Annotated in this window: 32 protein-coding genes; 29 read left to right on the top strand and 3 right to left on the bottom strand. The window is 37.8% G+C overall.

The window, feature by feature from the left end; translation table 11 throughout:
• Window positions 1-13 precede the first annotated feature (13 nt).
• Genes AC27FM_RS10810 through AC27FM_RS10795 form a run of 4 tightly spaced genes read left to right on the top strand, consistent with a single transcriptional unit; the run spans window position 14 to window position 2829 of the window.
• On the top strand, window positions 14-973 hold the full coding sequence (locus AC27FM_RS10810; RefSeq protein WP_487088191.1) for a sugar kinase: 960 nt from the start codon (window positions 14-16) through the stop codon (window positions 971-973).
• 2 nt (window positions 974-975) lie between these two features.
• A complete protein-coding gene (locus tag AC27FM_RS10805; protein WP_487088190.1) occupies window positions 976-1599 on the top strand; it encodes an orotidine 5'-phosphate decarboxylase / HUMPS family protein in 624 nt (207 codons plus the stop codon).
• Entirely contained in the window at window positions 1596-2138 is a 543-nt protein-coding gene (gene hxlB, locus AC27FM_RS10800) for a 6-phospho-3-hexuloisomerase (protein WP_487088189.1), read from the top strand. Before AC27FM_RS10805 ends, hxlB begins: the two co-directional genes overlap by 4 nt.
• 43 nt (window positions 2139-2181) lie before the next feature.
• The gene (locus tag AC27FM_RS10795; protein WP_487088188.1) at window positions 2182-2829 is read left to right on the top strand and encodes a bifunctional 4-hydroxy-2-oxoglutarate aldolase/2-dehydro-3-deoxy-phosphogluconate aldolase; all 648 of its coding nucleotides are present in this window, start codon (window positions 2182-2184) and stop codon (window positions 2827-2829) included.
• Between the two features lie 87 nt (window positions 2830-2916).
• Here AC27FM_RS10795 and AC27FM_RS10790 read toward each other — a convergent pair whose 3' ends face one another.
• On the bottom strand, window positions 2917-3273 hold the full coding sequence (locus tag AC27FM_RS10790; RefSeq protein ID WP_487088186.1) for a type II toxin-antitoxin system YafQ family toxin: 357 nt from the start codon (window positions 3271-3273) through the stop codon (window positions 2917-2919).
• On the bottom strand, window positions 3270-3551 hold the full coding sequence (locus AC27FM_RS10785; protein WP_487088184.1) for a type II toxin-antitoxin system Phd/YefM family antitoxin: 282 nt from the start codon (window positions 3549-3551) through the stop codon (window positions 3270-3272). Before AC27FM_RS10785 ends, AC27FM_RS10790 begins: the two co-directional genes overlap by 4 nt.
• Before the next feature lie 215 nt (window positions 3552-3766).
• On the opposite strand from AC27FM_RS10785, the gene AC27FM_RS10780 reads away from it, so the two are divergent.
• The 10 genes from AC27FM_RS10780 to AC27FM_RS10735 all read left to right on the top strand — a co-directional run bounded on the left by AC27FM_RS10780 (window position 3767) and on the right by AC27FM_RS10735 (window position 10825).
• Window positions 3767-4471, top strand: coding sequence for a GntR family transcriptional regulator (locus AC27FM_RS10780; protein WP_487088183.1), 705 nt, complete (start codon window positions 3767-3769; stop codon window positions 4469-4471).
• 67 nt (window positions 4472-4538) lie between these two features.
• Window positions 4539-5666: an amidohydrolase/deacetylase family metallohydrolase gene (locus AC27FM_RS10775; protein WP_487088181.1), complete on the top strand. Its 1128-nt coding sequence runs from the start codon at window positions 4539-4541 to the stop codon at window positions 5664-5666.
• Entirely contained in the window at window positions 5666-6766 is a 1101-nt protein-coding gene (locus AC27FM_RS10770) for a DgaE family pyridoxal phosphate-dependent ammonia lyase (protein ID WP_487088179.1), read from the top strand. Before AC27FM_RS10775 ends, AC27FM_RS10770 begins: the two co-directional genes overlap by 1 nt.
• A 9-nt stretch (window positions 6767-6775) precedes the next feature.
• Window positions 6776-7114 (top strand): hypothetical protein, encoded by a 339-nt coding sequence (locus tag AC27FM_RS10765; protein WP_487088178.1) that lies wholly within the window; start codon window positions 6776-6778, stop codon window positions 7112-7114.
• A gap of 13 nt (window positions 7115-7127) precedes the next feature.
• Entirely contained in the window at window positions 7128-7481 is a 354-nt protein-coding gene (locus AC27FM_RS10760) for an SFCGS family glycine-rich protein (protein ID WP_487088176.1), read from the top strand.
• Between the two features lie 17 nt (window positions 7482-7498).
• Window positions 7499-7867 (top strand): DUF4312 family protein, encoded by a 369-nt coding sequence (locus AC27FM_RS10755; protein WP_487088174.1) that lies wholly within the window; start codon window positions 7499-7501, stop codon window positions 7865-7867.
• 2 nt (window positions 7868-7869) lie between these two features.
• Complete coding sequence (locus tag AC27FM_RS10750; RefSeq protein ID WP_487088172.1) at window positions 7870-8649, top strand: DUF4311 domain-containing protein; 780 nt, start codon at window positions 7870-7872, stop codon at window positions 8647-8649.
• 11 nt (window positions 8650-8660) lie between these two features.
• Window positions 8661-9326 carry a DUF4310 family protein gene (locus AC27FM_RS10745; RefSeq protein ID WP_487088170.1) on the top strand — a complete coding sequence of 222 codons (666 nt, stop codon included), beginning with the start codon at window positions 8661-8663 and terminating at the stop codon, window positions 9324-9326.
• A gap of 31 nt (window positions 9327-9357) precedes the next feature.
• Entirely contained in the window at window positions 9358-10098 is a 741-nt protein-coding gene (gene dagF / locus AC27FM_RS10740; RefSeq protein WP_487088168.1) for a 2-dehydro-3-deoxy-phosphogluconate aldolase, read from the top strand.
• A gap of 79 nt (window positions 10099-10177) precedes the next feature.
• Window positions 10178-10825, top strand: coding sequence for a histidine phosphatase family protein (locus AC27FM_RS10735; protein ID WP_487088166.1), 648 nt, complete (start codon window positions 10178-10180; stop codon window positions 10823-10825).
• A 102-nt stretch (window positions 10826-10927) separates the two neighbouring features.
• On the opposite strand, the gene AC27FM_RS10730 is transcribed toward AC27FM_RS10735, so the two are convergent.
• Window positions 10928-11527 (bottom strand): KpsF/GutQ family sugar-phosphate isomerase, encoded by a 600-nt coding sequence (locus AC27FM_RS10730; RefSeq protein WP_487088164.1) that lies wholly within the window; start codon window positions 11525-11527, stop codon window positions 10928-10930.
• Window positions 11528-11814: 287 nt separating this feature from the next.
• Between AC27FM_RS10730 and AC27FM_RS10725 the strand changes: the two genes are divergently transcribed.
• The 15 genes from AC27FM_RS10725 (at window position 11815) to AC27FM_RS10655 (ending at window position 26135) form a co-directional block, all read left to right on the top strand.
• The gene (locus AC27FM_RS10725; protein ID WP_487088162.1) at window positions 11815-12279 is read left to right on the top strand and encodes a PTS sugar transporter subunit IIA; all 465 of its coding nucleotides are present in this window, start codon (window positions 11815-11817) and stop codon (window positions 12277-12279) included.
• A 26-nt stretch (window positions 12280-12305) separates the two neighbouring features.
• Complete coding sequence (locus tag AC27FM_RS10720; RefSeq protein WP_487088160.1) at window positions 12306-12596, top strand: PTS sugar transporter subunit IIB; 291 nt, start codon at window positions 12306-12308, stop codon at window positions 12594-12596.
• A gap of 35 nt (window positions 12597-12631) precedes the next feature.
• Complete coding sequence (ulaA, locus tag AC27FM_RS10715; RefSeq protein WP_487088158.1) at window positions 12632-13891, top strand: PTS ascorbate transporter subunit IIC; 1260 nt, start codon at window positions 12632-12634, stop codon at window positions 13889-13891.
• 30 nt (window positions 13892-13921) lie between these two features.
• Window positions 13922-14815 carry a 4-hydroxy-tetrahydrodipicolinate synthase gene (dapA, locus tag AC27FM_RS10710; protein ID WP_487088156.1) on the top strand — a complete coding sequence of 298 codons (894 nt, stop codon included), beginning with the start codon at window positions 13922-13924 and terminating at the stop codon, window positions 14813-14815.
• An 11-nt stretch (window positions 14816-14826) separates the two neighbouring features.
• Window positions 14827-15456, top strand: a complete 630-nt coding sequence (locus AC27FM_RS10705; protein WP_487088154.1) for a beta/alpha barrel domain-containing protein — start codon at window positions 14827-14829, stop codon at window positions 15454-15456.
• Between the two features lie 67 nt (window positions 15457-15523).
• Window positions 15524-17578: a BglG family transcription antiterminator gene (locus AC27FM_RS10700; RefSeq protein WP_487088152.1), complete on the top strand. Its 2055-nt coding sequence runs from the start codon at window positions 15524-15526 to the stop codon at window positions 17576-17578.
• Window positions 17579-17620: 42 nt separating this feature from the next.
• Window positions 17621-18271, top strand: a complete 651-nt coding sequence (locus AC27FM_RS10695; RefSeq protein ID WP_487088150.1) for a histidine phosphatase family protein — start codon at window positions 17621-17623, stop codon at window positions 18269-18271.
• A 172-nt stretch (window positions 18272-18443) separates the two neighbouring features.
• Entirely contained in the window at window positions 18444-19091 is a 648-nt protein-coding gene (deoC, locus tag AC27FM_RS10690; RefSeq protein ID WP_487088149.1) for a deoxyribose-phosphate aldolase, read from the top strand.
• A 98-nt stretch (window positions 19092-19189) separates the two neighbouring features.
• Window positions 19190-20476: an L-fucose:H+ symporter permease gene (gene fucP / locus AC27FM_RS10685; protein WP_487088262.1), complete on the top strand. Its 1287-nt coding sequence runs from the start codon at window positions 19190-19192 to the stop codon at window positions 20474-20476.
• 15 nt (window positions 20477-20491) lie between these two features.
• Window positions 20492-21511, top strand: a complete 1020-nt coding sequence (locus tag AC27FM_RS10680; protein WP_487088148.1) for an aldose 1-epimerase family protein — start codon at window positions 20492-20494, stop codon at window positions 21509-21511.
• An 11-nt stretch (window positions 21512-21522) separates the two neighbouring features.
• Entirely contained in the window at window positions 21523-22443 is a 921-nt protein-coding gene (rbsK, locus tag AC27FM_RS10675) for a ribokinase (RefSeq protein WP_487088146.1), read from the top strand.
• A gap of 183 nt (window positions 22444-22626) precedes the next feature.
• Window positions 22627-23580: a DNA-binding transcriptional repressor DeoR gene (deoR, locus tag AC27FM_RS10670; protein ID WP_487088145.1), complete on the top strand. Its 954-nt coding sequence runs from the start codon at window positions 22627-22629 to the stop codon at window positions 23578-23580.
• Between the two features lie 101 nt (window positions 23581-23681).
• On the top strand, window positions 23682-24341 hold the full coding sequence (locus tag AC27FM_RS10665; RefSeq protein WP_487088143.1) for a histidine phosphatase family protein: 660 nt from the start codon (window positions 23682-23684) through the stop codon (window positions 24339-24341).
• Between the two features lie 115 nt (window positions 24342-24456).
• Window positions 24457-25308 carry a DUF6574 domain-containing protein gene (locus tag AC27FM_RS10660; RefSeq protein ID WP_487088141.1) on the top strand — a complete coding sequence of 284 codons (852 nt, stop codon included), beginning with the start codon at window positions 24457-24459 and terminating at the stop codon, window positions 25306-25308.
• The gene (locus AC27FM_RS10655; protein WP_487088139.1) at window positions 25308-26135 is read left to right on the top strand and encodes an SGNH/GDSL hydrolase family protein; all 828 of its coding nucleotides are present in this window, start codon (window positions 25308-25310) and stop codon (window positions 26133-26135) included. The genes AC27FM_RS10660 and AC27FM_RS10655 overlap by 1 nt, the downstream gene beginning before the upstream one ends.
• The last annotated feature ends 3 nt before the right edge of the window (window positions 26136-26138 follow it).

Below are 26138 nucleotides of genomic sequence, written 5' to 3'. Positions count from 1 at the left end.
AAGGAGTTTTATCATGAGTGAAGTTATTACAATTGGCGAACCATTAGTAGCATTTGCATCAAAGGACCCTGACGTATCATTAGTTGATGCCATTAATTTCCACAAGATCATGGGTGGAGCTGAATTGAACGTCGCTATCGGTGTACGTCGTCTGGGACATTCAGTCGAATATATCTCTCAAGTTGGCGCTGATCCATTCGGTGACTATGTCATCAAGACGATCTTGAGCCACGATGTGGGTACCAAGTATATCTCAAAAGATCCTAACAATTTCACTGGTCATCAGTTAAAACAATTAGTTACTAAAGGTGATCCTGACACATTCAATTATCGTAAAGGTTCTGCTGCTTCTCACTTAACTAGTGAAGTCATCAACAAAGTAGACCTTGACGGTGTCAAAGTTGCGCACATGTCAGGAATTTTCCCAGCCATCTCAGATACTGCTGAGGACACATTCAGAACCTTGCTCAAGAGAATCGTTGACAAGGGTATCTTAGTTACATTCGATCCAAACTTGAGACCATCATTGTGGAGCAGCCAAGAAAAGATGATCAGTACGATCAATGAATTGGCAGCTTCAGCTGATATCGTATTGCCAGGTGTTGAAGAAGGTAAGATCTTGATGGGATCAGATGATCCAGAAGAAATCGCCGACTTCTATCTTAAAGGTGAACGTACTAAGACAGTTATCGTCAAAGTCGGTGCCGAAGGTGCCTTTGTTAAGACTTCAGATGGTGACAGCTATACAGTTAAAGGTTTCAAGGTCGACAAAGTCGTTGATACTGTTGGTGCCGGTGATGGATTTGCACTCGGAGTTATCACAGCCTTACTTGAAGGACAACCAATGAAGTCAGCCGTGTTACGTGGTAATGCCGTTGGAGCTTTACAAGTTCAGACATTGGGTGATAATGATGGATATCCAGATAAAGATGGATTGAAAGAATTTTACGCAAAAGAAGGAGTTCAAGAATAATAATGAAGCTTCAAGTGGCCATTGATAGAGTAACTTTAGACGAAGCAATTGAATTGACGCATGAATTGGATGGAGTAGTTGATATTATTGAGATAGGTACTTCATTGATCAAGGATTATGGATTATTAGCACTGAAAGATGCACCATTTAATGTTACTAAATCTGAAATATTGTATGATCTGAAGACAAATGATGAAGGCGTGTATGAATTTGAGAAGGGATTCGACGCTAAGGCTGATATCCTCACGGTTATGGGCGGATCATCATTGGATACAATCAAACAAGTTTATGATGTGACTGAAAGTCATAAAAAAGAGATGTTGATCGATCTAATAGAGGTAGACGACAATAAGATCAAAGAAATTTCAGGATTTAACAACGCAATATATGGATTACATCATTCCAAAGATGCTCAAGATTCCTTTGACGCAGTAGACACTTTAGATAAATTCAAGAAAAATTTCCCAGACATCAAAAAAATCGCAGTTGCTGGTGGAATCGACTTGAAACAAGCCAAAGCCATTGCTACACAAGGGATTGCTGACACGATTATCGTTGGTGGTAAAATAGTTAAGACAGATAATCCAGTAGAATCTGCTAAACAATTCATGGAGGCAATAAAATGACATTAATTAGTCAAATAATGCAAGAAGTTAACGAAGTTATGAACATGGTCGATGAGGACCAATTGGATAACGCCGAAAAGCTAATCAAAAAAGACAAACGCATCTTTGTTCTCGGTGCCGGACGTTCAGGATTGATGGCTAAAGGATTTGCAATGCGCTTGATGCATATCGGCTATACAGTCTTTGTGATCGGCGAAACAATTACACCTTCAGTTCAATCAGGTGACGTATTAGTCTCAGTTTCAGGTTCTGGTAAGACAGCTAGCATCTTGGAATTAACTCAAAAAGCTAAAGAAGACGGCGTGGAGATCGTTGCCCTCACTAGCAAGGCAGACTCACCATTGGGTCAATTGGGCGATGCCACTATCGTTGTACCTGGAGCCACAAAGAGCGGCGATGGCGTTAAGTCGATCCAATTATTGAGCACTTTATTTGATCAAAGTGTGCACATCACACTAGATGCATTGTGCTTGAAGTTAAGTAGACGTGATCATACATCAAATGATTCAGCTAAGTCAGCACATAGTAACATGGAGTAATCACTAGATGACTGCTCTTAAATCTTATTGAGGTGATAATTAAATGTTACAAAAAGCAGAAATTCTCAAAAGTGTTCAAAAATCCGGTGTTGTGGCAGTTGTTCGTGGTGCTTCAAAAGAAGAAGCCTATCAAGCTGCTAAAGCCTGCATCGAAGGTGGCGTCAAAGCCATCGAACTCACATTTACGGCACCACACGCCGATGAGATCATCGGTGAGTTAGTCGAAGAATACAAGGATGATCCTGAAGTAGTTATCGGAGCTGGAACAGTTCTAGAACCAGCTACAGCTCGTCTGGCTATCATCGCTGGAGCTAAGTTCATCGTGAGTCCTTCTTTCAATAAAGAAGTAGCCAAGTTGAGTAATCTCTATGCCCTTCCATATATGCCGGGATGTATGACACCTAAGGAAGTGCAGGACGCATTGACTTATGGTTCAGACGTCATCAAGGTTTTCCCAGGCTCAGTTGTAGGTCAAGGAATGGTCTCCGCATTAAAGGGTCCATTCCCACAAGTGAATATCATGCCAACGGGTGGCGTATCTTTGGAGAACATGAAAGAATGGTTCGATAAAGGTGTCATCGTGGTTGGAGCTGGTGGAAACTTAGTTGGACCAGCAGCTAAAGGTGACTATGAGCAAGTTAAGAAGAATGCCGAAGCATATCATGCGGAGATTCTTAGGATTAGAGGATAAAGATAGTACCTATAGTGCTTAATTACAAAAAGAGCGTGAAATCAGTCGATTATGGCTGATTTCACGCTCTTTTACTCTGAAAAATATTTAGTCTTCATTTTTTTGATATTTTTTCAAACTGTTTTGATTAGGGAATAGACGGGCATGAGAACCGATTCTAATTCCAATTAAGACCAATTCTTCGTTATCGATCGTATAAACGACTAGTATGTCGTTAACGTCGTTAGGTCGTTTACCTTTTGGAGTATCACGCAGATGAAATTCGTGGTATCCAGCCATTCTACGACTTAATTCATGATCATCAAATTCGGGTGGTAGGCGATGTTGTTCTAACAATATGTAAATCGCTTCTTTAACCTCATCGATGATCGACTGGTCTAAGATGGCCAATCTTTTTAAATCGGCATTAAAAGTTGCCCTAGGTTTGAATCGTAGTCTTTTCATTTTTTGAATTGACTCCAATAATCGTCAGTATCTGTTATGACATCGTCATCTGGTAAGACGTGACGCTTGATAAGTTGGTCACGAGCAACCGCAAATTCTAGTGAATCTTCTTTTGCATTTATCGCCTGTTCTAGCCAATACATTTTTTCTTGAGAAATAATAGCTACCGAACGACTATTTGAACGAGCAATGTAGACCGTTTCGTCGTCATCATTAACTTGATCTAAGTATTTTTTTATGTGAGCTCTGAAGTCACTTTGAGTTAAAGCTAATGTCATAAAATCACCTTCCTTGTACACAATATTGTACTTAAAATTGTACATATATTCAATTAATAGCGATTTGAAATATACATTTCACGCTCTTTTTAGTATTTAATAACAAAAACATTATAACATTATAATTTTAATGATTGAAATACTACTCTAGATGGTGTATAAAAATAATAGTGAATGCGTATACAAAGAATATTTGAATTTAAGAGGAAAAGACAATGGAAAGAAGAATCTTGTACCAGAGTGTAGCCGAAGATTTGAAGAAAAAAATATTGAATGATACTTATTCTGTCGGAGACTTCTTACCAACAGAAATAGAATTAGAAAAAATATACGATGTTAGTAAAATAACTATTCGAAATGCCATCAAGCTACTGGTCAATGAAGGATACGTGACTAAGCAAAGTGGCAAGGGGACGACGGTCATCAGCAATCGTCTTTTCAATCGCTTATCCAAGGCTGAATCATTCAGCAGTATCTTGGAAAATAATGGTAAAGATGTTAAGAAGAGAATCGTATCTATCAAAGAGATATCTGCCGAAGCCAGTCCAGCCGAATTCGAGATCAATCGGTTGACGGGATGTATTACTGAAGTTACGAAAATCTATGAGATGAATGAAAAACCATTGATTATTTTTAAACATTATCTGCCATTCAAACTGGATGCAGAGAGTCGTAAGGATCTGGACAAGGTCTCACTGTATCAGGTTATTAAGGAAATGGGTGAGATGGTAAATAGATTCGATGATGATTTTTATGGCTGTATCTTAGATGAACAACAACAAAAAGTACTAGAAACGACTGACAATGTGGGTATCAAACGGATCAGAAAGTCGTATAATCAACTCGATAATCTAGTGGAGTACGCTGAGGCAATTTATTTAACGAATGAATTCCCTTATAAAATAAAATACGAAATTTAAAGGAAGCGTTTACATAATAACATTATAATGTTATTATGTATTCGTAATCAAATAAGGGGGACTTGAAATGGTCGACTTATATGTAAAGAACGGTAAAACAATTACTGGAAGTCCCGTTGATGTATTAATTGATCAAGGAAAAATTATTGATGTTCAATCACATATTGACGGTGATGTTAGTGCTAAAAAAACATTAGATTTGGAATCAAAATATTATTTAAGCGCTGGATGGATCGATGATCACGTTCACTGCTACGAAAAATTAACTTTGTATTATGATCAACCCGATTTAGATGGTGTTGATGCCGGCGTAACAACAGTCGTTGATGCTGGGTCAACTGGGGCTGACAATTTACCTGATTTTTATGAATTAACTAAAAAAGTAAGAACGAATGTCTACGCTATGTGCAATATTTCTAAGACTGGAATCATTGCTCAAGATGAATTAGGTCACATGGATCGTATTCAAGACAACTTAGTCAAGGATATCATCAAGAACTACCCCGACTTCGTAGTTGGTATCAAAGCCAGAATGAGCAAGTCAGTTGTTTCAGGAAGTGGCATCCATCCTTTGGAACGTGCCAAAGAAATTCAAAAATTAAATAATAATATCCCACTGATGGTTCACATTGGAACCAACCCACCAGAGCTAAGCGATATTATGGATCTCTTGGATCCGGGTGACATCATTACACATTGTTACAATGGTAAGCCAAACGGGATCATGAATTTGGACTTGCATCAAATCAAACAATTTGCGATTGATTCATATAATAGAGGAATTATTTTCGATGTAGGTCACGGAACGGATAGTTTCAACTTTGAAGTAGCTCGAGTTGCCAAGGGTATCGGCTTAACTCCTAAGACTATCAGTAGTGATCTTTACCATAAGAATCGCGAGAACGGTCCAGTTTACAACCTAGCTACTTGCTTGGATAAGATGCTTCATCTGGGTTATACGATGGAAGAAATCCTCCCAATGATAACTACTAATCCAGCCGAAGATTTTCATTTGGAAAATAAAGGCTCACTACAAAAGGGCTTTGACGGTGACTTAACGATCTTTGATATTGAAGATCGAGAAAAAGAATTGACCGATTCAAACGGAAACAAAGAGACTACAAACCAAGTCGTTGTACCACATTATGCAGTTGTTGCAGGAAATGTTTATGAAACAAAGTTGGAGGAATTCTAATGGAAAATGTTTACGAAAAATATGGTTTGAAGCAAGTGATCAATGCCAGTGGAAAGATGACTATCTTAGGCGTTTCAAAAGTTTCAGATGATATTATAGAAGCACAAAAATTTGGTGGACAACATTTCTTTGAAATGAGTGATCTAGTTCTAAAAACTGGACAACATCTTGCCAAAGTAATCGGAGCTGAAGACGGAGTAGTTCTAGCCTCAGCTTCCGCAGCTATTGCCCAAGCAGTCGCAGGAATCATTGGACAAGGTAGTATGCATCACGTATATCATCCATTCGATGCACGTTACACAAATCGTGAAATCATTATCCCTAAAGGTCAAAATGTCGACTACGGTACTCCAGAAGAAGTAATGCTAGAACTTGGTGGCGGAAAAGTCGTTGAAGCTGGTTACGCCAATATGTGCAGTAAAGAACATGTGGAAATGATGATCACAGACCAAACTGCCGCTATCTTCTATGTTAAGAGTCATCATGCAGTCCAAAAGAGTATGTTGAGTGTCAAGGATGCGATCGAAGTAGCACACAAGCATAACTTACCATTGATCCTCGACGCCGCCGCCGAAGAAGATTTGAAAAAATACGTCAATATGGATGCGGATATCGTAATTTATAGTGGTGCCAAAGCCTTCTCAGGACCTTCATCATGCTTGACCTTAGGTAAGAAACCTTATATCGAATGGATCAGACTACAGTCAAAGGGTATCGGTCGTTCGATGAAGATCGGTAAAGATAATATTTTAGGACTTACTAAGGCTATTGAAGATTATCTAGAATATGGTCCTGAAACTGGTGATTCAATGAAAGCAAGATTGACACCTTTCGTCGAAGCATTGAACGAGATCAATGGTATCGATGCCAAAATCGTACAAGACGCCGCTGGTCGTGACATCTATCGTGCCAGTGTGACCGTGAATGCGGACGCAAAGATTGATGCACCAGCCTTGATCGCAGGACTAAAAAAAGACAGTCCAGCCGTGTATACCAGAGAGTATCGAGCAAATATGGGTATCATCGAATTCGATGTTCGTGCGGTTCATGAAACAGAAATGACAATGATCGTTGATAAAATCAAACAAATAATGAAGTAGGTGGCATCTATGAATACTATCGAACTAAACGCAGCAGCTGAGAAGATAATTCAAGACAGCATCGATCCTAAGAGAGTTAGAGAAATACTTGAATACACGCTCAGCCAGATGCAGACAATAAATTCATTTCCTGATGAAACACAGGCAGAAGTCTTAACGAATCACGTGGCTGAAATGGTTGATAGATCAGAGACCAATCGCCAATTAGACGATGTCGACCTTGAAGTATTTGATGGTCTACCAAAGGACAGCATCGCTGTGGCAGGCAAAGTCATCGATAAGATCGGTAATTTAAAAGATCAAGAAAAGTATATTCTAGCAGTTCATTTCGAAGTTGCACGTAAATAAGGAGGACGTAAAAATGGTTAAAGTAGTTATTGCAGATAGAATGGGTAAAGGTCAAAACGTAGCTAAAGGTGTTGAAGCCGCAGGCGGAGAGGCTATTGTCGTTCCAGGTATGGGTGCTGACATGCGTCTTGGCGACGAAATGAAAAAACAAAACGCTGACATCGGAATTTCATTCTGTGGTAGTGGTGGTGCAGGAGCAATCACTGCTAAGAACAAATATGGTTACAGCGAACGTCACAGCATGCGTTCAGTTCAAGAAGGAATCACAGCGATTGAAGACGGCATTCAAGCACTAGGTTTTGGATTCATGGACAAAGAAGAACTAGGAACAAAATTGGTTGAAGCATACAACCGTGTACACTCATAGGAATCGAGGTTAAGAAGATGAGCAACTCTCAGAAGGTATCAAACGAAGTCATCCAAGTATCCGGTACTGGTCAAACGAAACAAGAAGCAGTTGCTGACGGCTTGGCTAAGATATCTAAGATCATTAGAAAGAAAAACGAAATCACAGTGCAAATAACGCCTGTTTCTATCGAGATCGATCAGGCAGAATGTAGAGAATATACCGAACACTTCCTTTTTGTTTTTCTACCTAGAAAAAGAACTATTTACAATATTTCAATGAGTATCAATGTTGAAATCAAGTCGATGGACTTGGCAGAAATAGATTTCGTCGAAAAACAAATAAGCGATCCTAATGGTGTTAAGTTACCAAAACTTGGTTCATTGGGAAGTAGTAAGGGGAGTTAATTATGACAATATTCGTCATTTTACTTAAATCGATTCTAATTGGTGGATTAGTTGGATTCGCTGCCGGCATGGGTGCTGCCAGAATGTTCAACGCTCCGACCGTTCAGGCGCTAGGTGCTTTTAGAACTCTAGGGGAAATGAATGCCTGTGAAGGGGATGCCGCATCACATTTTTCATTCGGATTAGGTTTCTTCTTCAATGCATGGGCATCAACTGTTGGTGCTGGTGCGTTCACACAGGATGTTACTCACCGTGTTATTCCTAACTGGGCAGCATCAGTCCTCTTATTGAAGGACAAGAAAGTCGAAAATACAGTTCACAATCCTAAAAAGATGGCTATTGCGGGCGCTGTTATCGGTATTATTGTAGTCGCATTCTTAAATACAACCGCATCAGCTATTCCTAAGTCATTACAGATCACAGCGGTCAAAGTCTTAGTTCCAGCCGCTGAACTATTGATCAACACAGTTATGCCTATCATCTTCTGGTTGGCTGCTATCGATGCAGGTAAACGTTCAGGATTATGGGGAACTATTTTCGGTGGACTATCAGCTATGATCATGGGAAATGCTGTTCCCGGTGTAGTTCTAGGTATTCTTATTGGTAAAGGTGTCGACGAATTAGGTTGGACACGTATCACTAGAGTTATGTTCGGAGCAATCATTGCACTGTTCATCTTGAGTGGATTCTTTAGAGGATTCGATCTTCAAATGATCGAGAGTTTCAAACTTCAAGTTCCAAGTTTCTTAAATAATATGCACAATGTGTTCAACGTTAAGTAGGAGGGGAAATCATGGATGAAGAACAAACAATGGAAATAGATAAAAAAAGTTTTTGGTATTCAGAATGGTCTTTCCCAATAATGGTTGGACTAATGGCCGCAGGTGTCTTTGCGGGAACGCATATGTACTTTGTATATAATGTCGGTGCCTTTAATGAAGTTGCGATCGTTGCGATGTTGAAGGCTGGTATGGACGGTGGTTCATATGGAGCTGCAGCTGCTTTTGGTGCTAGTTTCTTATTTGCTCGTATTTTGGAAGGATCACTAGTTGGTATTTTGGATTTAGGTGGTTCGATATTAACTGGTGTAGGTATTGGTATTCCCGCTATCATGTTGAGTATTGGCTGGAAAGCACCGATCACTAACTTTGCTCTGTCGATTACAACCGGAATGGTACTAGGCTTGATAATCGGTGGCATCATCACTTTGGTTCGTAAGTATACTATCAATCAATCCAATGCAACCTTCGGTGCCGACGTCATGATGGGAGCTGGTAATTCATCAGGTCGTTTCCTTGGACCTTTGATCATTCTTAGTGCCGCTACAGCATCTATTCCTATCGGTATTGGTTCAATTATTGGTGCAGTTATCTTCTATCTTTGGAAGAAACCTATCGCTGGTGGAGCCATCTTAGGAGCTATGATTTTTGGAGCATTCTTCCCAGTATCACTTAAATAACAAAATTAAATAATCAAGAGGAGTCTTACTTATGTCAAACGTACCTAATTTTTATAAAGATCGTGTCGCACTCAATGTTTTGGCAGGATCAGTTCAAAATGCCAAGGATTGCTATGAAGCCGCAGACCATCATGTCGTACTAGGTGTTCTATCTAAGAATTATGATAGCGATGAAGCCGCTATTGCAGATATGAAGTTGTATCAAGCAGAAACAGATAACGCACTCTCAGTTGGCTTGGGTGCTGGTGACCCTAACCAGAGCCAAATGGTAAGTAGAATATCAGCTGAACTACAACCACAACATATCAACCAAGTATTCACAGGTGTAGGAACAAGTAGGGCCTTGTTAGGTCAATCTGACACATTTATCAATGGTTTAGTATCACCAACTGGCAAACCAGGATTGGTCAATGTTGCTACAGGTCCATTGAGTAGCCAACAACCAGCCGCAGAAGTTCCTATCGAAACAGCCATTGCCTTGCTCAAAGACATGGGTGGTAGCTCGATCAAGTTCTTCCCAATGAAGGGATTAGCACATATTGAAGAATTCAAAGTAGTTGCTAAAGCCTGTGCTGAGAACGACTTTTATCTCGAGCCAACTGGTGGCTTAGACTTAGATAATTTTGAAGAAATTCTTCAAGTAGCAGTTGATGCCGGAGTTAAGAAGATCATTCCTCACGTATACAGCTCTATTATTGACAAGGAGACAGGCGACACCCGTCCAGAAGATGTCAAAACTCTGTTTGAAATCATTAAAAAAGTTCTAGCTTAATAATTTCTGATAAAATAAGTCCAGTATTTGTGTTGAGCAGATACTGGACTTATTGTGATTAGTCAATGGGGGGAAGAAGATGGAAGTATATTTTGTAAGACATGGTCAGACTATTTTTAATTTGATGAGTAAGATGCAGGGATGGGCTGATTCACCACTCACAGATAGAGGAGTTGCTGACCTTAAGAAAACCGGTGATTACTTAAGCTCAGTCCACTTCGATGCCTTGTATAGCTCGGACTCAAAGCGAGCAATGGATACGGCAGAGATCATCAGAGCTGAGAATCAAGTTAGTGACCTGGAGCTTCAAACAAGTAAGAATTTTCGAGAGATATTTTTTGGCTCTTTTGAAGGGCTGAACAATGTTTATACTTGGGAGACCATCGGTAAACCATACGGCATCGATAATCAAAATGACTTAATTCGAAAACACTCTATGGATTTTGTCAGAGATGCGATGAATAAAGCCGATTCCAAAGGCTTCGCCGAAGATGCCGAGGCTATAAATAAACGGATAAAACTCGGTTGGCAACAATTGTTGGATGAAAATAGCTCTGATGCAAGAGTGCTAGTAGTGACTCATGGAACACTCATCAAAACAATGGCGTTGAATTATTCAGATTTGAATTTGGATCCAGAGGATGCCTTTCCTGATAATGGTAGCGTGTCGATCGCACGATTGGATGGGGATGGATTTGGGTTTGAACAGTATAATATTGTTTCATAGGGATACCTGCTCTATTTCTATATAAAAAATAATAAAAGTGCATTGATACTATCAAATAAATAGTATTAATGCACTTTTTTAGTTAAAATCGTTTTTCAAAGATTATTTAGTATGGAGAAGTTTTTTACCTAAGGCACCGCCAGGATGGAACGTTGCAAAATCTTCTTTGGTGAAACCTTTGAGTTCTGAAAGGGTACAAGCAATCGCATCGCCAACGACTAGAACTGCTGTGGAACTATTCGTTGGGGCAAGGTTTAATTTATCTGCCTCATGGTCTACGGGGATGATTAGACTCAGATCGCATTGCTGTGCCAATGAAGAGTCGCTGTTGCCTGTGAAGGCGATCAAGCTAGCACCAATCCTCTTGAGAGAAGGGATGGGAGCCAATATCTCAGCTGTTTCACCACTATTAGAGATGAGGATCACTGTATCATTTTTTTCGATCATACCTAGATCACCGTGAACGCTCTCGGTCGCATGGACAAAGAACGATGGAGTACCCGTGCTGGAAAAAGTAGCAGCTAATTTCCTACCGATCAAACCTGATTTGCCTACTCCCATGAAGATCAGTTTTCCATCCAGATGAAGCAATTTCTCTACCACTTCATTTGCATTTTCTGAGATGCTATTTTTTATGACTTCTAAAGAATCAATTTCACTTGTCATGAATTCTTGCATTAATACTGAATAATTTTCAGACATATTCTTGCCTCCAGTTCAAACTATATGAGTCTATTTTTATATAAATATAAATAAGAGGTCAATTGTCATTGGTTGTATATTGTGTCTTCCGGGGTCTCAAAAGACTATTGTTCGGAAAATCACAATATATCTAAAGTGCTGATATATCAATAGTTATATCGGTTTCAAAAAAATCTTGATTGTAATAAATGTCCAAGCCAGTCCAAAAGGTGTAAGCGATTACCATTGCTGGAGGATGGTATCTGAAAATATAATAACGTTGTAAAAGAGATTAGGCGGTGTTGTTAATGATTGAAAGAATTATACAAGAGGATTTGATAAAACTTAATATCGAAGCTAGCGATTGGAAAGATGCTATTAAGCAATCCGCACAACCACTGGTAGATGATAACTACATTACAGATAATTATGTTTCCGAGATTATTAATTCTGTAAATGAATACGGACCATATTTTGTCATTGCTCCTCATGTAGCATTGGCACATGCACCTAGTGAATCTGGGGCTAAATCACTCGCAATGGGTATTTCAACCTTGAGACCAGCTATAAAATTCAATAATGCTGATAACGATCCAGTTTCCTATGTATTCACTCTAAGCGCACCTGATAGTGATTCTCACTTGAAGGCAATGCAAGAGTTGGTGGAATTATTATCGGGGGATGAATTCTATGGAGTTTTGGATAAATCACAAAGCCCAAGAGAAATTTTACAGTTTATAAAAGATTCTGTATTAAATAAAAAAATATCCTAAAAGGATAGCGGAAGGAAGTATTTATTATGGTTAAAGCTTTAGTAGCATGTCGTGCAGGTGTTGGTTCAAGTTTGATGTTGAAGATTAAGTTGAATGAGGTAATTAGTGAACATGACCTACCAGTTCAAGTTGAACATTCATCCTTAGATGGTTTACCAGGTTTTGATGGTCCAATCGTTGTTTCATTGAGTGACGTTGCAGATGAACTCAACGAACAAGGCATCGATAAGGAAGTTGTCGGCATCAGAAATATCCTCGATAAGGATGAAATCTATACGAAGTTATCTGCAGCATTGAAAAACATTGGTGAAGAATAAATTTTAAATATAAAGACTTCGAGGGGGAAGGCTATATGAATTTCTTAGTAAGTTTACTATCTAATCCAGCTATTTTATTAGGTATTGTTTCTTGTGTGGGTTTAATTGCTCAACATAAAAAAGGAACAGAAATATTAACCGGAACATTTAGAACTGCCATCGGTTTTCTAATCTTTGGCGTTGGTGCCACTACCATGACAGGAACATTGCAGAATTTTAACGTCATGTTCCAAAAGGGTTTCCATCTAACTGGTGTTATTGCTTCACCTGAAGCTGCCACAGCTCTGGCACAAGGTAAGTATGGATTCGTAGTTTCAGTCACATTGATCATGGGATTCATCATGAACCTTGTGTTTGCAAGAATTACACCATTTAAGAACGTTTTCTTCACAGGTGGTCACAGTTTGTTCTTCGCCTGTGTTCTAGCATTAATTCTGAAATCATATGGATACAGTAATACTATCGCCATCATTATCGGTGGTACATTATTAGGATTTGTTTCAGCAGCACTACCACAGTTATGTCAACCATTTATGAGAAAGATTACAGGTGGAGATTTCCAAGCTATCGGTCACTTTAACATGATTGGTTATGCTTTATCTGGTCTACTAGGTGGAGTTTTCAAAAAACACAAAGACCAAACAACTGAAAACATCAACTTCCCACAATGGCTATCATTCTTCAAGGATTTCTTGATGGGTGTTGCAGTTGTTATGTTAGTTATCTTCTATGTTGCTGCACTTGCCGCAGGTAAGTCAGTTGTTTCAAAACTATCTGGTACAACAGATTGGCTAGTATTCCCAATGATCCAAGCACTAACATTTACAGCTGGTATTTCAATCTTGATGACAGGTGTTCGTATGTTCTTGGCTGAAATCACAGCAGCTTTCGTTGCTATTTCAGAAAAATTCATTCCTGGCTCACGTCCAGCTTTGGATGTTCCAACAATCTTCCCATTTGCACCAACAGCCGTCTTGGTTGGTTTCTTAAGTTCATATACTGCCGGAATCTTGGCAATTTTTGTAATGGTACTCATGAAGTTCCCTATCGTTATTATTCCAGCCGCTCACATTTGTTTCTTCTCAGGTGGTACAGCCGGAGTATTCGGTAATTCAACTGGTGGTTGGAGAGGTGCTGTATTAGGTTCATTCGTTGTTGGTCTATTACTAGCATTCTTGCCACTACTTCTATATCCAACATTCTCAGGCATGGGAATCACTGGTTCAACCTTCCCTAACGTTGATTACAACGTCGTTGGTTCACTATTGAACTGGTTCTTAGGTTTAATTCATTAATAAATAATACTTTAGGAGGAATTTTAATTTATGGTTGATGTTTCAGGAATCATAGTTGCGATGATTACACCGCTCGATGAAAATCAAAATATTAGTTATGAAAAGACAGCTAAATTATTAAATCATCTATTGAATCACAAAATCAACGGTATTTTTATTTTGGGAACCAATGGTGAAGCATATGCTCTGACTCAGGATGAAAAATATGATTTTGCTAAATACGTTATAGATTATGTTGCTGGCAGAACTAACGTCTATGTTGGGACGGGGCTAAATAGCACTAGAGAAACAATAGTATTTAGTAAGAGAATCGCTACATTGAACCCTGATGCATTATCAGTTGTAACTCCATACTTTGTTGCTCCTACACAAGAAGAGTTGATTGATCATTTCGAAAAACTTGCAAATGCCGTATCAGTTCCAATACTCATTTATAACATGCCTGGTAAGACAGGTGTAAATGTAGATCCAGAAACAATTGCCATCTTATCCAAGAACAAGAATATTGTCGGGGTTAAAGATAGTTCTGGAAAGATCGATAACATGAAAGGATATCTGAAACTTCGTGCTGATGATAGTTTTGCCGTTCTTTCAGGATCTGACTCTAAGATTCTGGCTTTGTTGGAAGCTGGTGGGGATGGTGCCATCGCTGCCACTGCAAACTTGCTGACTCAAAATGACGTTGATATTTATCAATATTTCAAAGCTGGTGATTTGGAAAATGCTGAAAGATGTCAAAAACAAATCGAACCACTACGAGAAGTCTTACATATGCGTACTACTCCAACAGCACTCAAAGCTTCGGTTACAGCATCTGGCGTAGATGTTGGACCAGCACGCGCTCCTGCAAGCATGCCTAATGCTGAGCAAGAAAACAAAATCAAAGAAATGATTAAGTATTACAAGGACAACAAGATTATTTAGGAGTGGATCATATGAAAAAACTAGATCGTGTAAATAGAATCGCCAACTCAGGTGCACTAGCAGTAGTACGTGCAGAGCCTGAGCGAGTGGTAGAAATTGCTGAAGGGATTGTAAAAGGTGGAGTTGATGTAATGGAAGTTAGCTATACGATTGCTAGCGCACCTGAATCAATCAGAACCTTGCACAAAACATTTGGAGATAAGTTATTAGTTGGTGCAGGAACGATCCTAGATGGACCCACTGCCAAAGAAGCTATTGCTAATGGTGCAGATTTCATCTATTCACCAATGTTTGATAAAGACGTTGCAATGCTATGTAATCAATATCAAATCCCCTATGCACCTGGATGCACCTCAGTTACAGAGGCTGTAGAAGCATTACGAGCTGGAGCAACCTTTGTGAAAGTATTTCCGTATGGAGGAATCGTCGGTCCAGACTTGATCAAGACCTTGAAGACGCCAATTCCATATTTGCCACTGATTGAATCTGGTGGTGTAAATGTAGATAACATCACAGATTGGCTAGAAGCTGGAGCTGATGTAGTTGGGATCGGTGGTGCCTTATCAAAGGGATCAGTTGATGAAATCGCCACAGCTGCTGCAGCCTTCAGAAAGAAAATCGATGATTTCCGTCAACAATAATTTATAGAGCTGTCAGTCTTTTATAACGGGGCTGTCAGCTTTTTATTAATTTAGGAGGGAGACCTTGATGTTAGATAATAAGCAATTACAAATTATTGATAAACTAATTCAAAACCCAATTTTGACCAAAGATGAATTGATCAAAAATCTTTCATTAACTGATCGTCAAATAGAGTATTCTATTGAAAAATTAAATCAGTACTTAGATGAGCAGGATAAACAGAAAATTGATTCAGAAGGTGTTTATATAACAGTTCCTAGTGATACTTACAAATTCTTATTAGGAATCAGAGTTTCGGATAATCTTACTTCGTTGAAGGGGTATATTCTTAGCACCAAAGAACGTAAGCTATTTTTGATTCTGTTATTATCGACTAATAATGACTACTTATCATTAGTGCATCTACAAGAAATACTACAAGTTAGTCAATCTACTGTTTCAAAAGACCTGAAACAACTGGAAATTGACTTATTAAAGGAACAACTAAAAATAAACTATGATCGCAAGAACGGATACAAGATAGTTGGTCATGAGAATGCATTGAGAAGTTATTTAATAAAGGTAGTATCCAATGAATTAATGGAAAATCGCGCGGATTTACTGGATAATTTTATTAATTTAAATAGTGATTGCAAAATAAAAAAAGTATTTGAATTAGTAGCGAAAGTATCTAACGAATATGATATTGAATTTATCGAAAATCGATTAAGGGAGTTTTGCTACATTCTGGTGATCATCTTGAATCGATTACTGATGAAGCCTAACTACATTCCCGCTAAAGCAAAATATTATGAAATAAGCAAAACGAATGAGTATGATTTTTCCAAAGAAATATTGAGTGAGCTAGGGATAACTAATACAAATACTGTTGAATATATCACGACGATCGTACTGTGTTTGAGTATCGGTGGATATGACAACTTGATTGAAGACAAGCACATTTATGATATTACTAGTTTGATTGTAAGAAAATTCTCTAATATTTCAGGTATTAGTTTTGTGGATAATGACAAAGTAGTCCATCAATTGTTTACACACTTTAGATCGATGTACTTTAGATTACAATTCAAATTTCCGATAACTAATCCTTTGACAGATCAAGTTATTCAAGAGTATGGGGAGATATTCACACTAGTCACACAAGCAGTAGTTCCATTTAGAGAAGAACTGGGCAAGGTCCCAGATGAAGAAATAGCTTTTTTAACGATTCACTTGATAGGTTTTATTTATAGCGCTAATAGCCAAAAGAAACATTTTCTCTCAGCCGCTATCGTCTGTCCTAACGGAATCGGTAGTTCAGCATTGGCCTATTTACAATTGACTAGCTTATTTCCTAATATCAAATTTTTGATTCCATTCCCATATTCTGACTTAGATAAACATTTGGATGAGATAGATATGATATTCTCGACCTTTTATAGAAGTGATTTATTCGCTAAAGGTAAACCATGTTTTGTTATCAATCCCATTATGACTACTAATGACAAGTATTCTATTATGCAGAAGGTCAATAGTGAGTTTTCCACTACAGATTTTGTTGTACCAACATTAGACTCAGTCATGAGGATAGTCGGTCATAGTATCAATAGTTCCGATACTTTGAATAGGATCAGAAAAGAATTATCGGACAATGTTTTTAAACCCAAAGCGGTGTTCAATAAACACAAAGTATCTTTACTTGATGTTTTAAAACCAGAATTTGTTAAACTTAAAATCAAAGAGACTAATTTTGTGGATGCAATATCTCATGCGGCAGAACCGTTATTGGATGATGGTGTGGTTGAACAGGAATACATTGATGAAATCATAAAACAGATCAATGATCATCAGTCTACGTTTATCATTGCCCCAGATATAGCTTTGCCACATACTAATCCACGGTACGGGGCTAAAAAAATAGGTATAGGCCTTGCTACTTTGGAGCAACCGTTGGTTTTTGACAATGGTAAGAGGATTAAGTATATATTCATTTTGAGTGCCATCAATTCGACAGATCATCTGACTGCTCTTCAAGATTTGATGTTCTTGTTGAATATGGAAAGTTTTTTACATTTGCTAAGTGATAAGGAGACAACAGTGGATGATGTAATGAATTTTATTTACCAACAGTTAAATAATTAGTTTCAGACTTAAAATCTTTTATTAAATAATGGGGTGGGATTATTGGAATTACTTTTTGTACGACATGGACAGACAATATTTAATGTACTTAATAAGATGCAGGGATGGTCTGATACTCCGCTGACTGAAGTGGGTATAGAAGATTTAAGAAAAACAGGTAAGTATCTGCAAAATACGCATTTCGATGCGATTTATAGCTCGGATTTGAAAAGAGCTATCGATACAGCAAAGATAATAAAAAACGAAAATTTGACTGATCCTCCAGAAATAAATGTAAGTAGCAATTTTAGAGAAATCTTTTTTGGCTCATTCGAAGGATCAGAGGCGGCAATTACATGGCAAAAGCTTGCGGCACCTTATAACTGTTCTACACAAAATGAAGTTGCGGCTAAGTACTCGATCGAATTTGCTAGAGAAGTCTTGAAAAAGGCAGAACCAAAAAATTGGGCTGAAGATACTAAGGATCTAGGTTTGCGAATTGAACGAGCTATCCAACAGCTACGTAATGAGAACGATTCAGATGCTAAGGTCTTGGTAGTCACACATGGAGCCTATATTGAGACATTACTGCTGAAATATTTTAAATCCGAATTTGGAAACTCACGTGCTTTTCCTGATAATGGTAGCATCACTTCGATTGAGTTAACTGATAGCTATATTGAGCTTAGAGATTTTAATTTTGTTCCAAGATAAGACAAAGCATTTTGAAGAAGCTGAATCCTTATATGATAGGATTCAGTTTTTTTAGTGCCATTTTTTGAGGTAAGCGAATACAAAAAATATGAACATAATTTCAAATAGAATATTTACATATGTAAAAAATGATGGTATTCTATTGTCATCGGATATGAAAGGGGTTTCAAAAATGAAACTATCAAAATACATTGATCACACATTGTTAAAACCAGAAGCTACTGAAGAACAAATAGACAAGGTTGTTGCAGAGGCCAAAGAATATGATTTCGCATCAGTTATGATTAACCCATATTGGGTAAAACACGTTCATGAAGCTTTGAAGGATACAGACGTTAAGACAGCAACTGTCATCGGATTTCCTCTAGGAGCTAATACTACTGCAATCAAAGTTGCGGAATCAAAACAAGCAATTGCTGATGGTGTTGATGAATTAGATATGGTAATCAACATCGGTGAATTAAAAGGTAAGAATTATGAGAATGTCGAGAGTGACATCAAAGCTGTTGTTGATGAGGGACATTCCAATGACAAGCTAGTCAAAGTCATCATTGAAACAGCACTTTTGACAGATGATGAAAAAGTGAAAGCTGCTGAGTTGATTATGAGTGCTGGAGCAGATTTTGTTAAAACATCCACAGGATTTTCAACAAGTGGTGCCAAAGTTGAAGATGTAAAACTTCTAAAAGATACAGTTGGAGATAACATCCAAGTCAAAGCTTCAGGCGGTATTCATTCCCAAGAAGAAGCTCAAGCAATGATTGATGCAGGTGCTACTCGTTTAGGAACTAGCGCAAGTATGAAGATTGTTAACGGCTAACTAAGGAAGGTGTAACAATGGAAAACACAAATACTAATACATCAGTACATAAAGTTGGCGGAAATGGATTTCATCTCTTTAAGCTACACGCCAAGCAAATGGATGATGGATATTTAAATAAAATTCCAATTTTTCAATTCATTTTGCTGTCGTGTCTTTTTCCAATGTGGGCGGCTGCTGCCAGTTTGAATGATATTTTGATCACACAATTTAAAACTATTTTTACACTGAGCAACTTTGCTAGTGCTTTTGTTCAAAGTGCCTTTTATGGTGGTTATTTTGTGATAGCCATTCCAGCATCGATCGTAATCAAGAAGACATCATATAAGATTGCAATTTTGATCGGTCTTCTATTCTACACTGCCGGATGCATGTTATTTTTCCCTGCATCAACTATGGCCACATACAGTGTTTTCTTAGTAGCTTTGTTCGCAATTGCCATCGGATTGAGTTTCTTGGAGACATCTGCTAATACATATAGTTCATTGCTTGGACCTGAAAAGACATCAACTTTGAGATTGAATATTTCTCAAACATTTTATCCGGTTGGAGCTGTTACAGGAATCTTACTAGGTAAGTATTTGATTTTTGGTTCAGGTGCCAGTTTGGAAAAGCAAATGAGTGGTTTATCTGGAGCAGCTAGAATTGCTTTTGGTGAACAAGCGCTACAAAAGACTTTACTACCGTATAAATACATTATTGTAGTGCTAATTGTCGCAATCCTGATCTTCGCATTAACAGAATTCCCAGCAAGTAAAGTTAAAGACGATGCTTCTGCTAAGGGAGCTAAGATCACTGAAACATTGAAGTACTTGTTACATAACAAGCCTTTTAAAAAAGGTATTTTTACGCAATTTATGTATATCGGAATGCAGACAGCAGTATGGTCATTCACAATTCGTTTGGCTATGAGTTTGAACACAAGTATCAATGAGCGTGATGCTTCAACATTTATGATTTACAGTTATATAGCATTTTTCTTAGGAAAAGTCGTTGCTAATGTATTGATGAATAAATTCGGTCCTTCCAAAGTGCTTCTTTGGTTCAGTGCCATCGGATCATTAGCTTTGATCTATATTATGTTAGTTCACAATATGACAGCTGTTTATGCAGCAATTTTGGTAAGTGGTTTATTCGGACCATGTTGGGCAACTATCTATGCTGAAACCCTAGATACAGTTAAAGATAAACGTCATACCGAAACAGCTGGAGCAATTATTGTTATGTCAATTATCGGTGGAGCATTCATTCCATTGATTCAAGGACTAGCTGCTGATATCACTAAGTCAATGTCATATTCATTCGTTGTTTCACTAGTATGTTTCATCGTTGTTTTGTTCTACTCACTAGGACAGATCAAACAAAAAAAGAGTAATCAAATTTAATTAGGAGACTTTAAAATGACAAGTATAATTCATTTATCACATAGTCTATTTAATGAAAAACCATTTAAGATTTTAGAAAATGCTGACTTTACAGTTGAATCATTTACTTATCTATCTGGAGTGGAAGGCTTGAAAGTAAGCAATTCACGTGGACATTTAACATTGTTACCATACATGGGAATGATCATCTGGGATGCCGTTTTTGATGGACAATCTCTCAAGATGAAAGATATGTTTTCACAACCACTTCCTGGCAAAGGAATCGCTGATACATATGGATGTTTCCAATTTTCATCAGGGTTACTTGCAAATGGTACCCCAGGTCCAGAAGATGACTATCAATTACATGGGGAATTCCCAACATCTAAGATGGTAGATGCCTTCATCGAAATCGATGGTGACTCATTGAAAGTCGGTAGTAGTCATGAGTATGTTAAGGGATTTGGTTATCATTATTTAGCAAAGCCAAGTGTAACAATGCATAGTGGTAGTGGATTATTTGACATTAAGATGAGTGTTACTAATTTACTCAAAGATCAAAAGATGCCTCTTCAATATATGTGCCATATGAATTATGCATATCCAGAGAATGCAACAATGACACAATCAGTTCCAGATGATGCTTTCAAATTACGTGAAAGTATTCCGGGACATGTTCATCCAACCAAAGAATGGTTAGCGTATAATGACGAACTCAAATCAAGTGGAAAAATCATCAGTAAATTGGATGATTCAAGTAACTATGATCCTGAGATCGTATTCTTCACCAGTGATTTAACAAAATTTGCTGATAAAGCCGAATTTAGAATGAATTTGGAAAATGGTAAGAATTTCGTGACGAAAATTACTACATCTGAATTTCCAATTGTTACGCGTTGGATTCTTTATAACAAGGATCAACAAGTTGCTGCATTCGCTCTTCCTGGTACAAGTCGTCCCGAAGGTTATCATGCAGTCGAAAAAGCAGGAACTTTGATTTTCTTAGAACCATTAGAAGAACGCAGATTCAGTGTAACTACTGGATTGGAACATTAGGAGGCATTAACATGAGTGACATTACTGTAATTGGTTCAAATATGATAGATTTAATGACATATCTCGACAGAATGCCGGTTGAAGGTGAAACTGTATCCGCACCAGAGTTTGAAATGGGTTTTGGTGGAAAAGGTGCCAATCAGGCAGTTGTAGCATCTCGATTGGGATCAGATGTGAGTTTTATTTCCATGGTAGGTCACGATAATTTTGGAAAAGAACAACTAGAGAACTTCAAAAAATCAGGTATTGATACTACGGCAATCGGCGTAGGTAATAGTAATAGTGGTGTAGCACCAATTTTCGTTGATCCGTCATCTGACAATAGAATTATTGTCATCAAGGGTGCTAATAACGAATTGACACCAGAAGTGCTGGATCAATATGAAGATAAAATCAAGAATTCTAAATTGATCGTCTTACAACAAGAGATACCACTAGAAACAAACTACCATGCAATTGATTTGGCAGTTAAACACAATGTGCCAGTATTACTAAATCCTGCACCAGCCAATAAAGACTTAAACTTAGAATACGTATCTAAAGTTGAATTTTTCTCACCTAATGAGACTGAGTTGTCGACTTTAACAGGGTTGCCAACTGGTAATTTAGAAGAAATAAAAATCGCTGCTAATGCGCTTATCAAAAAGGGTGTCGGTAATATTATTGTTACATTAGGATCAAAAGGTGCTCTATGGGTAAACAAAGATCACAGCGAAATAGTTCCGGGAAAGAAAGTTTCCGCAGTTGATACCACCGGAGCTGGAGATTCTTTTATCGGTTCATTCGCACATTATTTCACAGATGGTGAGAGCGTTCCAAACGCCCTGAAACATGCTAATGAATACGCTGCTGTTACAGTTACTCGAAAGGGAACACAGAAGTCATATCCTACTAAAGTTGAACTGGATGAGTTATTAAAAGTGGAGGCGTAAGTTTTTAGAACTATATAAATATTATTGGAAATAAAAAAAGTCTTAACTATACAAAATCACTAGTTTACATGGTAAATTAATGCCTTTGTTGAGTTAAGATTATTTTTTTACAACGATTGAATACGTTATCTTATAAAATATGTGATAATTGACGCATAAGTATTTAAGGAGCTTCTAATTATTATGGAGAGTACAGAAATAAAACGAATAAAGCAATCGCTTAGAGTCGCTAGATATTATTATCAAAATAATCTCGACCAAAGTAAGATTGCAAAAGAAATGGGATTATCCCGACCAACCGTTTCTCGTTTATTACAATACGCTAGAGATAATGGTTATGTAGAAATAAATATCAAGGATCCGTTTGATGATACTTCAAATATAGAAAACGCCTTGAAAGAGAAGTATTCATTAGAAAAAGTCATCGTCGCCTATGCACCTTCCAATAGTTATAGAACTATTATTCGTAGTATTGGTGAGGAAGCGGCTAAGTATCTGGAAGAAATTGTCAGTGATAATGACATCATTGGTGTTACTTGGGGTCAAACTATGCGGGAAATTGCTAATAATTTGTCCCCAGAGGACAATAATCAACAGGGTGTGCAAGTGGTTCAATTGAAGGGCAGCGTTACCCATTCGATGACGAATAACTTTGCGACAGAAGTTATCAATGACTTTACCAAGGCCTTCCATGCTGATTCAGAGAGTTTACCCTTACCAGTTATTTTTGATAATGCTGAGACATGTAAATTGGTCCAACAAGATCGGCATATCGAATATATTATCAAACAAGGTAAGAAGGCCAATATAGCATTATTTACCGTAGGTACAGTCAGAGATGATGCACTTTTGTTTAATTTGGGATATTTAAATGATTCTGAAATATCTAAGTTGAAAAAAGAAGCAGTTGGAGATATCAGTTCTCGATTTATTAATTCCGAAGGTAAAATTGCTGACGAAAAACTTAATAGTCGTACGATTGGTATCAATTTAGAGGATCTGAAAGATAAAGAATACTCTATTATGGTGGCTGGTGGTGAAAGAAAGTTGAATTCGATCCATGCAGCATTAGTAGCAAGGTATCCTAATGTTTTGATCGTTGATGAGACTACCGCTAAAAAATTAATGGATATGTAGAGAGTTTAGGTGAAAACCTGAGCTCTTTTTTAATTATGCAAACTTACCAACTCCAATATATTATAATAGAAGCAAGTAGCTTCTAATCTGGAGGTAAATTGATGAAAGTATATTTTGTAAGGCATGGTCTGACTATGTTTAATATGATGGGTAAGATGCAGGGATGGTCAGATACACCATTGACGGCCGATGGTATAACTACACTAGAAGTGACAGGTGATTACCTGAAGAATACTTATTTCGATGCTATATATAGCTCTGACTTAAAACGGGCGATCGATACGGCCAACATTATCAATGATGAGAATTTGGTCAGCGACAATAAGGTTCAACCTAGTTTCAACTTTCGTGAGATGTGTTTTGGTTCATTTGAAGGTGACAGTGTCGGCAGTGTGTGGGAAAAGGTCGGCTCTCAATTCGGAGTTTCTACCCAAGCCGAAATGATTCAGAAGTTCTCATCACTAGTAGCTCGAGGCGAACTAAAGAAGGCCGATCCTATGGGGATAGCTGAAGATGCGCTCGATGTCAGCAAGCGAGTGGAAAATGGCCTACACCAACTACTTGAGGAAAACAGTAATGATTCCACAGTCTTAGTAGTCTCACATGGGGCATATCTAGAAACGCTAATCCTAAAATATTTTGGTGATAAGTTTGATCTACAAGAGGCTTTCCCAGATAATGGTAGCGTCACGATCACCAATTTAACTAAAGATAATTTCAAACTTGAAGAATTTAATATTTTACCAGAAGAATTGGGCTAAGCCTGATTCTTTTTTTGTGCCTTAAAATCCATATTTTAATAAGTTTTAGCTCACAAAAGCCAGATATTTCTCAAGTTTTTGATATACTATGAGTATATTTATAGGGGGGATTATTATGATTAAGTGTCCAAATTGTGGATCAGAGAATAAAGAGGGGACAAAATTCTGCACGAAGTGTGGTACTCGCTTGGCGATAGAATCAGAAGTCGATCAAAGTACAAGTGCTCAAGCTAACCCAGCACAAACGAATGAGCGAATACAAGAATTCAAGAAGCATTCAATGAATTACTTCGGTTGGTTTTCTAAGGCTATTAAGCATCCAACGATAGTATCTAATGAGAGCAAGTATTATGGACTGACAACATTGATACTAAATTCTGCACTTTTGGCTTTAATGCTTCACATCATTGGCAATCAAGCATTATCGACTTTCAATAGCGCTGCCAATGGGTTAAGTAGTTTATTCGGTGCAGCGGAACCAGTTTCTACAGCGCACGCAGGTATTTCAGTATATATTAGGTTATTAATAATAATAATGTTATACATGGCAGCCTTTGTTTTGTCAGGCTTCGTAACTCGTAAGTATGTTATGAAGGATAACGTGAATGTCTATGACTACATGAATCAATTGGGAAGTTACATCACTCCCATGCTAGTAGTTGATGTAATCAGTGTCGTTATCTTATGGCTATCTAAGCCAGATGCTACATCTATTACTGGCGTAGCTTCGGCGGCAGCTTCAGCTTCACTATTTACACTAACGATGTTATTTTTATTGTTGCTTTGGACTAGTGCCTTTTTCGGTTCAATGTTGATCACAAACGAAAAGACTAGAATCGATGGAATCTATGCTATCATCATTTCTCAAATCATTGGGGGCATTGCAGTATTCTTTGTTTCAAAAATTATTATGAATACATTTACTTATATGATTATGGGCGCAGTCATGATTCCCGGTATTCTATAATGAATACTAAGAAAAAAATATTTTTCTCGGTATTGATCCTCTGTTTAGTCGTACTGACTACCGCTTGTTCGCACCAAAAGAGTAGCGCTACTAGTGAGACTAAGACGGAGAACAAAGGGGATAAGAAAATCACAACTTCTAAGACTAAAAATAAGGAAACAAATGATAAAACCACTTCGAATCCGACGATTTTATCTGATTTAAAAGATTCCGACAAAAAAACTCTGAAGTATTATGCATTGGGTGATTCATTGTCAGTTGGCTTATTCTCAGATTCAAAAGAAAGCCGATTTACTAGCCTTTTCACTGAAGAACTTCGTAAGGGTACAGGCAAGCAAGTGATCGAAGATAACAATTCTTTGTCAGGCAAAACTGTGACTAACTTCGGTTTACCTGTCGTTCGATACTTGATCAATGCAAAACCCGACCTCGTGACGATCGAATTCGGGACGAATGATGCCGCATATGGGGTCGACCAACAAAACCTTGGTAATTTCGTTACTAATCTCGACAAATTAGTAGGACGAGTTAAGTCACAGACAGATGCCAAGATATTATTGATGACGACTTGGTCACCGAGTGACGGTCAATTCATGGAAAATGACGCTGTGTATGACCAAAAGATCAAAGAGATCGGTAAAAAATACGGTGTTCCAGTAGTAGACTTGTCAACGATTTGGCAAAATAATCCGAGTGTGACCCAAAACGATACGGGTTATAGTGAAGTTTATAGTATCCAAAAAGACGAATTCCATCCTAATCAATTAGGACATCAGAAGATTGCGGAATTATTGTACAAAACGATTCAAAGTAAAGAAATGAAGTAGGGG

The organism is Companilactobacillus sp. y65-5, from assembly GCF_057541095.1.
This window is presented reverse-complemented; position numbering and strand designations above follow the sequence as displayed.

Excerpts from the sequence above, each read along its gene's own strand:
- AC27FM_RS10810 (WP_487088191.1), top strand. The coding sequence starts at position 14 with ATGAGTGAAGTTATTACAATTGGCGAACCATTAGTAGCATTTGCATCA.
- AC27FM_RS10805 (WP_487088190.1), top strand. The coding sequence starts at position 976 with ATGAAGCTTCAAGTGGCCATTGATAGAGTAACTTTAGACGAAGCAATT.
- hxlB (WP_487088189.1), top strand. The coding sequence starts at position 1,596 with ATGACATTAATTAGTCAAATAATGCAAGAAGTTAACGAAGTTATGAAC.
- AC27FM_RS10795 (WP_487088188.1), top strand. The coding sequence starts at position 2,182 with ATGTTACAAAAAGCAGAAATTCTCAAAAGTGTTCAAAAATCCGGTGTT.
- AC27FM_RS10790 (WP_487088186.1), bottom strand. The coding sequence starts at position 3,273 with ATGAAAAGACTACGATTCAAACCTAGGGCAACTTTTAATGCCGATTTA.
- AC27FM_RS10785 (WP_487088184.1), bottom strand. The coding sequence starts at position 3,551 with ATGACATTAGCTTTAACTCAAAGTGACTTCAGAGCTCACATAAAAAAA.
- AC27FM_RS10780 (WP_487088183.1), top strand. The coding sequence starts at position 3,767 with ATGGAAAGAAGAATCTTGTACCAGAGTGTAGCCGAAGATTTGAAGAAA.
- AC27FM_RS10775 (WP_487088181.1), top strand. The coding sequence starts at position 4,539 with ATGGTCGACTTATATGTAAAGAACGGTAAAACAATTACTGGAAGTCCC.
- AC27FM_RS10770 (WP_487088179.1), top strand. The coding sequence starts at position 5,666 with ATGGAAAATGTTTACGAAAAATATGGTTTGAAGCAAGTGATCAATGCC.
- AC27FM_RS10765 (WP_487088178.1), top strand. The coding sequence starts at position 6,776 with ATGAATACTATCGAACTAAACGCAGCAGCTGAGAAGATAATTCAAGAC.
- AC27FM_RS10760 (WP_487088176.1), top strand. The coding sequence starts at position 7,128 with ATGGTTAAAGTAGTTATTGCAGATAGAATGGGTAAAGGTCAAAACGTA.
- AC27FM_RS10755 (WP_487088174.1), top strand. The coding sequence starts at position 7,499 with ATGAGCAACTCTCAGAAGGTATCAAACGAAGTCATCCAAGTATCCGGT.
- AC27FM_RS10750 (WP_487088172.1), top strand. The coding sequence starts at position 7,870 with ATGACAATATTCGTCATTTTACTTAAATCGATTCTAATTGGTGGATTA.
- AC27FM_RS10745 (WP_487088170.1), top strand. The coding sequence starts at position 8,661 with ATGGATGAAGAACAAACAATGGAAATAGATAAAAAAAGTTTTTGGTAT.
- dagF (WP_487088168.1), top strand. The coding sequence starts at position 9,358 with ATGTCAAACGTACCTAATTTTTATAAAGATCGTGTCGCACTCAATGTT.
- AC27FM_RS10735 (WP_487088166.1), top strand. The coding sequence starts at position 10,178 with ATGGAAGTATATTTTGTAAGACATGGTCAGACTATTTTTAATTTGATG.
- AC27FM_RS10730 (WP_487088164.1), bottom strand. The coding sequence starts at position 11,527 with ATGTCTGAAAATTATTCAGTATTAATGCAAGAATTCATGACAAGTGAA.
- AC27FM_RS10725 (WP_487088162.1), top strand. The coding sequence starts at position 11,815 with ATGATTGAAAGAATTATACAAGAGGATTTGATAAAACTTAATATCGAA.
- AC27FM_RS10720 (WP_487088160.1), top strand. The coding sequence starts at position 12,306 with ATGGTTAAAGCTTTAGTAGCATGTCGTGCAGGTGTTGGTTCAAGTTTG.
- ulaA (WP_487088158.1), top strand. The coding sequence starts at position 12,632 with ATGAATTTCTTAGTAAGTTTACTATCTAATCCAGCTATTTTATTAGGT.
- dapA (WP_487088156.1), top strand. The coding sequence starts at position 13,922 with ATGGTTGATGTTTCAGGAATCATAGTTGCGATGATTACACCGCTCGAT.
- AC27FM_RS10705 (WP_487088154.1), top strand. The coding sequence starts at position 14,827 with ATGAAAAAACTAGATCGTGTAAATAGAATCGCCAACTCAGGTGCACTA.
- AC27FM_RS10700 (WP_487088152.1), top strand. The coding sequence starts at position 15,524 with ATGTTAGATAATAAGCAATTACAAATTATTGATAAACTAATTCAAAAC.
- deoC (WP_487088149.1), top strand. The coding sequence starts at position 18,444 with ATGAAACTATCAAAATACATTGATCACACATTGTTAAAACCAGAAGCT.
- fucP (WP_487088262.1), top strand. The coding sequence starts at position 19,190 with ATGGATGATGGATATTTAAATAAAATTCCAATTTTTCAATTCATTTTG.
- AC27FM_RS10680 (WP_487088148.1), top strand. The coding sequence starts at position 20,492 with ATGACAAGTATAATTCATTTATCACATAGTCTATTTAATGAAAAACCA.
- rbsK (WP_487088146.1), top strand. The coding sequence starts at position 21,523 with ATGAGTGACATTACTGTAATTGGTTCAAATATGATAGATTTAATGACA.
- deoR (WP_487088145.1), top strand. The coding sequence starts at position 22,627 with ATGGAGAGTACAGAAATAAAACGAATAAAGCAATCGCTTAGAGTCGCT.
- AC27FM_RS10665 (WP_487088143.1), top strand. The coding sequence starts at position 23,682 with ATGAAAGTATATTTTGTAAGGCATGGTCTGACTATGTTTAATATGATG.
- AC27FM_RS10660 (WP_487088141.1), top strand. The coding sequence starts at position 24,457 with ATGATTAAGTGTCCAAATTGTGGATCAGAGAATAAAGAGGGGACAAAA.
- AC27FM_RS10655 (WP_487088139.1), top strand. The coding sequence starts at position 25,308 with ATGAATACTAAGAAAAAAATATTTTTCTCGGTATTGATCCTCTGTTTA.